Raw genomic sequence first — 10704 nt, 5'->3', positions numbered from 1 at the left:
CATTAAATCTGATTTTTACAAAGTTAATACATAAATAAAAAAACTACGAGAAAAATCCCGTAGTTTTCTATTTACACAATCAGATGGATAGTCCCAAATAGCCATTATCAAACTTTTAAAATGGTGTCACTATCCGGTCGGGATAGTGTAACTATGCAGATTGGATAGTGTCACTATACTAACTATATAGTGACACTATATCAAAATTTATCAGCCATCAGTTGAGTTATATGTTATCTTGAGAGCACTAGCTTCCCGCAGTACTTGCTTGACATCTGTCACGAATCCTATCTTGCACCCCTTCTCTATCTTGAGGCCAACAACCAAACTTTCCGGATCAGCTTGCTTCGCACGTGCAGCAGTGACTTTCTGTTTCAACTCTGTTAAAGTAAAATCCTTAACTACTTCCCGTCCTTCCGAAGTGTGAATCGTTACCACAATGCCACTGATTCTTTCCTCCACTGGAAGTTCCTTTAATCCATATTTTTTCGGAGCCCCTTCTATTAAAAGAATCGGAAACAAGCGGTCAAGATGCTCTTTACTCTTATCTGTTGATGTAACTGACAGATCAGCACGTATTTGCTCAAATGCCCCTTTCGCTTCTTTGAGGATAGTGGTAATTGCAGCAATTTCAGTTCCGCGATCATACTGAAAGAAAACAACCTGAGCATCTTGCCTGCTACTTTCCTCCCATGACTTCAACAAGTTCTTTATAATAGCAGACTTCAACTCATCCATCGAGGTAAATTTGCCATCGAACAACACCTTATTATCGGCATTAACCAAAAGCTGGTGAGCCTGCTTCTCCTTTACCCGGGAAGGTGGATTCGATCCATTGACCAGTTTACTATACTTCTCTTCTTCCTTTCTGAAGAAAATCATCAAAGACACATAATCATCCGCTTTATCCTGCTGAATTTCAGTCTGAATCTGCTGCGGTATTTCTTTCACTTCCGGCTGTGCGAACACATAAAGTGCGCCAGCCATTACAGGCACGGCAAGCAATAGCTTCAATCGTGCCCAACGATTGGTTCTTTCTTTTAACATCATAGTGATACGTTTTTTAAGTTTAGAGTGATTAAAGCCATTAGCCATAGAGTAGAGCCTTGTGCCAACAGCTTTTTTCACCAGTAATAATTGATATTTAGTTGCATCGACGCCTGTATTAATTACGCCATTATCGGCTTCAAATTCATGTATTTCCTGCAACTCCCGTTTGAGTAGCCATATAACAGGATTAAACCAATGAACAAGCAGGAAAATCTGCATAAACAATAAATCCAATGTGTGATGATTTCGTAAATGCATCATTTCATGGAGGAGTACTTCTTCGGACTGCCGGGAATAATCAGATGCTGAAACAACAATGTATCTGCCCCAACTAAACGAAGCAATCGGCTGCCGGGGAATCACCAATATATAGTTTCCATACCGTTTTTTCTCTGACATGCGAATTAACTGAGCCAAACGGCAGGTAGACACAGACAACCAGACAAATGTCAACAAAGCTCCTGCTCCATATATAGTCCCCAAAGTTACAGGAATCCAATTCAAAGATGAGATTTCCGTATTCTTTTCAGACAGGAGAATCTCGTTTCCCGGCTCTTCCGGATTTGACATGACCTGCTCCGTACTTTGCAAAATCTCGTGAATGGCATACAGAGGGGTATGCAAAAATGTCTCTTCAGTAGTTGTCAGCTCTATAAGTGGAAGCAAAGTACATCCTGACAATCCGACTAACAAAGTAATACGATTGAAACGGAAAAAAGTACTCCGACTCATCATCAGCTTAAAGAAAATATAAAAGATCACCAAGCAACATCCGGATTTCAGCAGATAGAATAAAAAGGCTCCCATTGTGTTTTCAGATTAAAAGTTATTTGTCTATAGAATAAAATCCGTATCTGTCTGACAGACTACAGAGAGATTAATTCTTCTTTTTGCCTTGCTCTATATACTCTATCAATGCTTTAAGTTCATCAACCGACATGCCTTCTTCTTCAATAAAAGAAGACACTACATTGATATAGGAGTTATTATAATATTGGGAAACAACTTCTTTGAGTGCCGAACTTTTATACTCCTTTTCTGAAATAAGCGCATAATACTGGTAGGTATTTCCATAGGCTTTATATCCTACAAAGCCCTTCTCTTCCAGCCCCCGTACAAGGGTAGAAACAGTATTGTAATGCGGTTTCGGCTCATCATAGAATGATAGAAGCTCACGAACAAACATAGGTCCATGTTCCCAGAATATACACATAATCTCTTCCTCTTTCGTGGTCAATCGTTTCATCTGTTTCATAGTTGAATATATTATTTAGTTCTTACAATGGCACAAATATAATACTATTATTCGAACAAACAACTAATCACATTAGTTAATCTACTAATTAATGCAGTTGTTTAACTAATATTATTAGTAGATATATTTTTCACCTTATTATATATACAATAAAAAAGGCATATCATCTGATAAATATCCGATATGCCTAATTCTATTATTTTTGAATTATTATTTCCGCCTTCGGGCAGGTAATACTATCCATAGAACAATATACCCCAATAAGCCTGAGAGAATAGTTCCTGACAGCACTCCGAACTTAGCCTGATTCAATAGAATAGGAAAGTTTGCTCCAAAAGAAAGATTGGCAATAAAAAGTGACACCGTAAAACCAATCCCTCCCAAAAGAGCGATACCGGAAAGATTCGTCCAAGTCATACCCGGCGGCATCGGAGTCAGTTTTATCTTTATAGCCAACCAAGTAAAGAAGTAAATTCCTGCAAACTTTCCGAACAATAAGCCTGCTGCTACTGCAATACCTACATCTCCTACCAACTCGCCGCCACCACTAAAGACGACGCCGGCATTGACAAAGGCAAACAACGGAAGGATCAAATAATTGACAGCTCCATGCAAATTATCTTCAAAAGACTGAAGGGGGCTAATAACACGGTCGGAAGCTGATTCAACCTCTTTCAGTTTGGCAATCTGCTCATTAGTTAACACAATACTTCCCGATTCCATCACTGGGAAACCTGCGATTGTATGACGAATATGCTCAATGTATTTCCCTACATCCAGACGAGGCTTCGCCGGAATAACAAAAGCCAGAATAACTCCCGAAATAGTACTATGGATACCCGATTGCAAAAATAAATACCATATAACGACACCAATCACTAAAAAGAAAATCTTATTCGTCGCACCACGCTTACCTATAAAATAAAGTAGAATGTAAAGTAAGACAGCTACCAGAATGTATCCATACGACACATGCGAACTATAGAAAATAGCAATTACGAGAATACCTCCAATATCATCAACCACTGCAAAAGCCGTCAGAAATATCTTCAGACTCAACGGAACGCGACTTCCCAACAAACTCAAGACTCCTAACGAGAAAGCAATATCCGTCGCCATTGGAATAGCCAGCCCCTGCCCTCCCTCACTACCCGGAGGACAAATTGACATAAAAACGAGCACCGGCAGCAGCATCCCCCCACAAGCAGCAATAAAGGGAAGCGCTGCTTTGCGGAAAGAAGAAAGTTCACCCACTAATAACTCCCGCTTAATCTCCAACCCTACCAATAAGAAAAATATAGTCATCAGTCCATCATTGATGAACTCAATCATCCGCAGATTCTCTCCACCATGCGAAAGCAGATTAAAATCACCAATCTGCAAATGAAGCTCATGCAAGAGGAACTCCTGATAAACCGGAGCTACCGGAGAATTAGCGATAATAGCAGCTGCAATTGCCGCTACAAACAAGAGGATACTCGCCGCAATATTCATTGACGAGAAATTTCGCATAGTACGCAAAATTGTCATAATGAAAAGTGTTTATAGTATTAGATTCGCAATATACGGATTTTCTCAATCATTATAGCTCCTTAAAGCCAGGTTTTTCACCCAAAGAACAAATATGCCCGTCAAAATAAGGTTCAATACCAATGTAAGCACAGAGATTACCAATGCCGGACCTCCGAGATTATAACCTAATGCAATAAATATAATTCCGGCACCTACCTCTCCACGAGTGAACATACCAATAGAAAGAGCCAGTCGTTCGCTCAACTTCCGGTCACGATAGAAGAACATCGGACAAAGTTTTCCTATATTCGACAAGAAAGAGACTATGACAACATGGAACAAAATCATCCCCCATGACATCATTTCCTGCGAACCTGTCACCGAATGAGTACCTGCATGAGTTTCCGCAAAGTTGACTCCGATAAAATGAGGCATACTCATTCCTACCAGGAACATAAACAGGAAGGAAATTCCGGTAGAGACTTTCCGTTCCACAGGGGTGTCATGCTCTTCGTGCTTCATGATCATACCCAATACAAATGCCGGTAACAGTACTTCGATATGGATGCTTCCTTCCTCTCCGTACAGTTCTTTACTGCCAAGATAAAGTATCTGCGTAGCCAGAAATATGATAACGGAGTAGAAAAGAATAGCCTTCCAGTCCTGCCGCCAATTATATTTATTCAACTGCCGCCAACCGACAGACAGCAACATAAATACAATGACCACTACAATAATCAATTGCCAGCGCAAACCAATCATCATTATCTGAAGGGGGATCATCAGAATAATCGTATCCAAGTCGTCAAAAATAGCCAAAACCTGAATCTTCTTATATATCCAGCTCGACTTCAAACCGATAGCCGCCAACATCGTAAATAAAATGCCGGCTGACGTAGGCGCAGCAAAACGGCTTAACAACAGGTTTTCTTTCCAAGCCTCCCAACTGTTCCAGTAATCAGGCGGAAGAAGTACGAATACGTAATAGATAGCAATCATAAACCAAGGTAAGGCGGCTGTAGCCATCGCTATAAAGTAATCCTCGGCATAACTTTTCCAGCGGACTTTGTCGAGCACAAATTCCCGCCCCACATTAATCATTATAAAACTAAGACATACATAAAGTAGTATATTCGACAGGACCTTAACGGCTCCATATCCTTCTCCCGCTATCATCGGAAGGAATTGTGAAATGACGAGCCCCAACATCAGGAAGCCCGAAAAAGACAGAACTTTTCTCATATTTATAGTTGTTTGTTTCAAAAAAGACGATTGCCAAGGAAAGCTCTGCAGACAGAAGGCAATCACCTGGTGTATTAAAAAACTAACCGCAAGCCGATTTGTTCAGAATATCTCTCTGAAAAATCGCTTGCGGTTCGTCTTTTAATCCAGCTTCAGTACAGCGAGGAAGGCTTTCTGCGGCACTTCCACGTTACCGATTTGTTTCATTCGTTTTTTACCTTTTTTCTGCTTTTCAAGCAGTTTACGTTTACGGCTTACGTCACCGCCATAACATTTTGCAGTTACATCCTTACGAACTGCCTTAATGGTTTCACGAGCTATAATCTTAGCCCCGATAGCTGCCTGAATAGCGATTTCAAACTGCTGGCGAGGAATTAATTCTTTCAGTTTCTCACACATCCGGCGTCCCATATCGTATGCGTTATCAAAGTGAATCAGCGTAGAAAGCGCATCAACCGGTTCACCATTCAACATGATATCCAATTTTACCAACTTGGAAGGACGGAAACCATTGGGATGATAGTCGAACGACGCATATCCTTTTGAAATACTCTTCAAACGGTCATAGAAGTCAATCACAATTTCTCCCAAAGGCATGTTATAATATATTTCCACACGATTGCCTGAAATATACTCTTGTTTGAGGAGTTCCCCACGTTTACCCAGACAGAGGGTCATGATCGGACCAATATAATCGGTAGTCGTGATAATGGACGCTTTGATATAAGGTTCTTCAATATGATCGATCAAAGTCGGATCAGGCATACCACCGGGATTATGCACTTCTCTCATATTGCCTTGCTTATCATATATATTATAAGATACGTTAGGCACGGTAGTAATCACATTCATATCAAATTCACGGTCGAGACGTTCCTGCACAATTTCCATATGAAGCAATCCGAGGAATCCGCAACGGAAACCGAAGCCCAGCGCCAGTGAAGATTCCGGCTGGAAAGTCAGGGAAGCATCATTCAACTGCAATTTCTCCAAAGAAGCACGCAGATCTTCAAAATCTTCCGCCTCAATCGGATAGACTCCGGCAAATACCATCGGCTTTACTTCCTCAAAACCTGCGATAGCTTTATCACACGGACGGGCTACATGGGTAATGGTATCTCCCACTTTCACCTCTTTCGAAGTCTTGATACCCGATATAATGTAACCTACATCTCCCGTACGAAGTTCGTTACGTGGAACCAGCTCCATTTTCAGTACGCCTACTTCATCTGCATCATACTCTTTTCCGGTATTGAAGAACTTTACTTTATCACCTTTGCGGATCACTCCGTTTTCAATCTTGAAATAAGCGATGATACCACGGAAAGAATTAAATACAGAGTCGAAAATCAATGCCTGCAACGGAGCTTCCTCATCACCTTCGGGATGCGGGATACGTTCGATCACAGCAGAAAGGATTTTTTCTACCCCCATTCCTGTCTTGCCGGATGCACGGATAATCTCATCACGTTTGCAGCCCAGCAATTCTACGATTTCATCCTCTACTTCCTCGGGCATGGCACTTGCCATATCGCATTTATTGATAATAGGGATAATTTCGAGATCATGCTCGATAGCCATATACAGATTGGAGATAGTCTGTGCCTGTACTCCCTGCGATGCGTCTACAATAAGCAGCGCACCTTCGCAAGCGGCAATGGAACGGGATACCTCATACGAAAAGTCCACGTGTCCCGGAGTGTCAATCAGGTTAAGGATATATTTTTCACCCTTATAGTTGTATTCCATCTGGATAGCATGGCTCTTGATGGTAATACCTCTTTCCTTCTCCAAATCCATATCATCAAGCATCTGCCCGTTAGTCACCTGAATAGTGTTGGTAAACTCCAACAAGCGGTCTGCCAAGGTCGATTTACCATGGTCAATGTGGGCAATAATGCAGAAGTTGCGTATATTCTTCATTCTGAATTCTTATTATTTTTATCTTTTTGGTGTGCAAAGATACGTAAATGACGGAATATAAAAAAATGCGTTGATAACATTATAACAATGTACCAACGCATTTTTTTATTGCTTAAGTGAGTTACTCGCTTAGATCAATTTGATGAAGAGTTCACCTTCTACTTCTTCAGCAGAAACTTTATCTTCTCTCAATAACCAGCCAAGGCCGAGGAACAAATCTTTGTCAACCAATTTAGTTGCTTTTTTCAGTTGCTTGGCAGTCATTCCTTCTGTTTCATTCAGTGCATTCCAGATATTACCTGCAATTACACCTGCTTTTTCTTTCAACATTTGCTTTTGAAATTATAGTTAGACATGCTTTAAAAATCATCCGGCCCGAAAGCTTTCAGATTTTATTTCGGGGACAAAGATAGTTATTTTTATGTTATATAACACTTTGTTGAGTATTTTTTTGCTGATTTTGTAATAAAAAAGCATTTTCCCCCTTATTTAGGGTGTTTTTCGAGGTATTCTACCCAAATTCTTGCCGCTTCTTCTACCATTTTAGCACACGGGCGTTTGCTATAATATTGAGTATTACGTTCTTCGGGAATAGTAGAAATCGGATCTTTTTTCTTCAATCCCAACAATTCTCCACAAATCAGCGACCCGTTACGTTTTTTAAATTCGGCAGCCAGTTCCTGCACTACTGCATAATTGGCAGCTTTTCCCTCACGATCTGTCGCCTCGGTAGCCCCGGTTTCCAGCCCGGCTACCAGGAAGAGGCCGCAAGCAGCTCCACAAGTCTCGCGCATCCGCCCGATACCTCCGCCAAAAGAGGCAGACATGCGTACCGCCTGTTCTTGAGTGAAACCATACATATCGGCAAATGCAGCTACTACAGACTGCGAGCAGTTATATCCACTCTTAAAAAGCTCTACAGCTTTTTGTATTCTATCTTCCATGCTATTTTCTGTTTTTATTTTCATGCAAAAGTATAAAAAAGTATCTTTGCAGCCGTTTTATTAACCAAAGAAAGTTATGGCTACAACATTTGATATTCAACTACCGCATTACTCACGCGGATTTCATCTGATCACGCGTGACATCGTTTCCCAACTGCCGGCACTTCCCGAAAGTGGTCTGCTGGTGGTCTTTATCAAACATACTTCGGCGGGACTGACTATCAATGAGAACGCAGATCCAGATGTTCGCCACGATTTCCAGACTTTCTTCAATAAACTGGTTCCCGACGGTGCTCCCTACTTCATTCATACGCTTGAAGGGCCGGACGACATGAGCGCTCACATCAAGGCTTCTCTGGTGGGTAGTTCCGTCACGATCCCCATTAAAAATCACCGTCTGAACCTCGGAACATGGCAAGGTGTCTACCTCTGCGAGTTTCGCGATGGAGGAGACACCCGTAAATTGAGTATTACTATCCTGTAATATTTCCAATAAAATTGCGTTACCGTCCCGTCTTTAAGGAAAATCAGCGTTCTATTTCCAAAGCCATCGGACAATGATCTGAATGAACAGCCCCATTCAGTATGCTTGCGCTTTTCAGCAACGGACGTACCGGCTCACTGGTCATGCAATAATCAATCCGCCAGCCTTTATTCTTGGCGCGCGAATTAAAACGATAGCTCCACCAGGTATATTCCTGCTTTTCCGGATAAAGCAGACGGAAAGAATCAATAAATCCTGCTGATAGGAAGCGGGTCATCCATTCCCGTTCTTCCGGTAAAAAGCCACTGTTTGTTGCGTTACGGACAGGATCATGGATATCAATCGGCTCATGACAAATATTATAGTCACCGCAGAGGATGAGGTTGGGACGAGTCTTGCGCAGTTCTGTCACATATTTCTGAAAGTCTTCCAGCCACACCATTTTAAATGCCTGCCGTTCGTCTCCACTCGTTCCCGAAGGGTGGTAAACACTGACTACAGACAAGTCACCAAAATCTGCACGGATGAAGCGCCCTTCATTATCATACGCTTCTATTCCCATACCATATTCCACATGGTCGGGCTCCTGCTTTGTGAGGATTGCCACACCGCTATATCCCTTCTTCTGCGCAGAATAGAGATAAGACTTATAGCCCAAAGCTTCAAACACTTCTGCCGGATATTGGTCCGGTTGCAGTTTTGTCTCTTGCAGACAAAGAACATCCGGATTCTCCTGTACCAGCCATTCCGGCAAACCTTTAGAAACAGCAGCACGAAGCCCATTCACATTATAAGTAATAATCTTCATCATCTTATATTTTATAGATTCATGTTCGTTTTATGAAAATAACAGCATGATATTCAATACCGAAACAATAACAGCAATAGCATACAACACAAAAGTGCTCCAACGACTATTGACATAATTTCCCATTACTTTTCGGGATGAAGTCAGCCCTACCTGCAGGAATACCGTAAAAGGCAACTGGATACTCAATATCATCTGCGAGATCAATAATCCCTTGAAAGGATCGCCAATAAAGAAAATCAGTAACAGCGCAATTCCCAGCGACAGGATTACCCCCACCTGCGAGTGGCTGTCTTTGATGTGATAGGATTCTCCGAAGATACCGGCAAAGATAGAACCTGCTGCCATTCCACTTGTTATGGTAGACGAAATACCTGCCATCAACAGAGCCAATGCAAATACGATTGCAGCATTACTGCCCAGCAAAGGTTCGAGCAATGATTTAGCCTGTTGCAATTCTTCCACCTGGATACCACTTTTAAAGAAGGTGGCAGCAGCCAGCAGAATCATAGCACTATTAATTGCCCAGCCGACAATCATAGAGAAAAGAGTATCGAACAACTCATATTTCAAAACTTTCTTGATGGACGCGTCATCTTTCTTATTATACTCATGACTCTGGATTACCTCCGAATGCAGGAACAGATTATGGGGCATCACAACCGCTCCCAGCACACTCATTATAATCAGCATACTTCCCTTTGGAAAAGAAGGTGTCACCCAACCCATCGTTGCAGCCGGCCAGTCTATTTCTACCAAAAACAACTCATAAATGAACGAGAGACCAATCACTGAAACAAAAGCAATGATAGAACGCTCTATTTTTTTATAGGAATTGGTAAAAAGCATGATGGAAACAAAAAGAGTGGTCAGCACCGCCCCCCACATTATAGGCATATCAAATAACATCTCCAATGCGATGGCCCCTCCCAGAATCTCAGCCAGCGAAGTAGAGATAGAAGCCAATACTGCTGTACCCAGAATAGGACGGGACACCCATTTAGGAGTATATTTAGTAGCAGCTTCCGAAAGGCAAAGCCCTGTGACAATGCCTAAGTGAGCCACATTATGTTGGAGGACAATCAGCATGATGGTGGATAATGTAACCACCCAAAGGAGTGAGTACCCGAATTCGGAACCCGCAGCAAAATTAGATGCCCAGTTTCCCGGATCAATAAATCCGACAGTTACCAAAAGTCCGGGACCAATATATTTAAAAACATCCAGTCCGCCTAAATAGCGTTTATGATCTTTCCGTTTTAAATCTTGAAAAATATTCTTCATCATTGCATAATAGTTTATTCAGCACAAATATACTTATAAATAACGACCGAGGATTGATTTTGGTTCAAAATACCGACAAATAGGGAAAGGCACGGCAAACAAAAAAAGAGGTTGTGTCAAAACGTTGGCACAACCTTTTTTTTACGTTTTACAGTCCTGCTATATTTTCTTTTGCTTATGATGCTTTTTTCTGATTCATTTG

General features: G+C 41.5%; 10 protein-coding genes. 1 reads left to right on the top strand and 9 read right to left on the bottom strand.

The window, feature by feature from the left end:
- Positions 1 to 210 precede the first annotated feature (210 nt).
- The 7 genes from BLW31_RS23270 to BLW31_RS23240 all read right to left on the bottom strand — a co-directional run bounded on the left by BLW31_RS23270 (position 211) and on the right by BLW31_RS23240 (position 7926).
- Positions 211 to 1857 (bottom strand): M56 family metallopeptidase, encoded by a 1647-nt coding sequence (locus BLW31_RS23270; RefSeq protein ID WP_010538315.1) that lies wholly within the window; start codon positions 1855 to 1857, stop codon positions 211 to 213.
- A 70-nt stretch (positions 1858 to 1927) separates the two neighbouring features.
- Positions 1928 to 2296, bottom strand: a complete 369-nt coding sequence (locus tag BLW31_RS23265) for a BlaI/MecI/CopY family transcriptional regulator (protein ID WP_010538316.1) — start codon at positions 2294 to 2296, stop codon at positions 1928 to 1930.
- 219 nt (positions 2297 to 2515) lie between these two features.
- Positions 2516 to 3835 carry a Na+/H+ antiporter NhaA gene (gene nhaA / locus BLW31_RS23260; protein ID WP_022301529.1) on the bottom strand — a complete coding sequence of 440 codons (1320 nt, stop codon included), beginning with the start codon at positions 3833 to 3835 and terminating at the stop codon, positions 2516 to 2518.
- A 45-nt stretch (positions 3836 to 3880) separates the two neighbouring features.
- Entirely contained in the window at positions 3881 to 5059 is a 1179-nt protein-coding gene (locus BLW31_RS23255; protein WP_010538318.1) for a cation:proton antiporter family protein, read from the bottom strand.
- Between the two features lie 141 nt (positions 5060 to 5200).
- A complete protein-coding gene (gene lepA, locus BLW31_RS23250; protein WP_010538319.1) occupies positions 5201 to 6982 on the bottom strand; it encodes a translation elongation factor 4 in 1782 nt (593 codons plus the stop codon).
- Between the two features lie 129 nt (positions 6983 to 7111).
- Complete coding sequence (locus tag BLW31_RS23245; protein WP_008761257.1) at positions 7112 to 7312, bottom strand: winged helix-turn-helix domain-containing protein; 201 nt, start codon at positions 7310 to 7312, stop codon at positions 7112 to 7114.
- 155 nt (positions 7313 to 7467) lie between these two features.
- Complete coding sequence (locus BLW31_RS23240) at positions 7468 to 7926, bottom strand: C-GCAxxG-C-C family protein (protein ID WP_029425585.1); 459 nt, start codon at positions 7924 to 7926, stop codon at positions 7468 to 7470.
- 76 nt (positions 7927 to 8002) lie between these two features.
- On the opposite strand from BLW31_RS23240, the gene BLW31_RS23235 reads away from it, so the two are divergent.
- Positions 8003 to 8410: a secondary thiamine-phosphate synthase enzyme YjbQ gene (locus tag BLW31_RS23235; protein WP_010538321.1), complete on the top strand. Its 408-nt coding sequence runs from the start codon at positions 8003 to 8005 to the stop codon at positions 8408 to 8410.
- 43 nt (positions 8411 to 8453) lie between these two features.
- Here the strand turns inward: BLW31_RS23235 and BLW31_RS23230 are convergent, their stop codons facing one another.
- The gene (locus BLW31_RS23230; RefSeq protein ID WP_010538322.1) at positions 8454 to 9218 is read right to left on the bottom strand and encodes an exodeoxyribonuclease III; all 765 of its coding nucleotides are present in this window, start codon (positions 9216 to 9218) and stop codon (positions 8454 to 8456) included.
- 30 nt (positions 9219 to 9248) lie between these two features.
- A complete protein-coding gene (locus tag BLW31_RS23225) occupies positions 9249 to 10502 on the bottom strand; it encodes an Nramp family divalent metal transporter (RefSeq protein WP_010538323.1) in 1254 nt (417 codons plus the stop codon).
- Positions 10503 to 10704 lie beyond the last annotated feature (202 nt).

This window comes from Bacteroides faecis MAJ27, from assembly GCF_900106755.1.
GTDB classification, from domain to species: Bacteria; Bacteroidota; Bacteroidia; order Bacteroidales; family Bacteroidaceae; genus Bacteroides; species Bacteroides faecis.
This window is presented reverse-complemented; position numbering and strand designations above follow the sequence as displayed.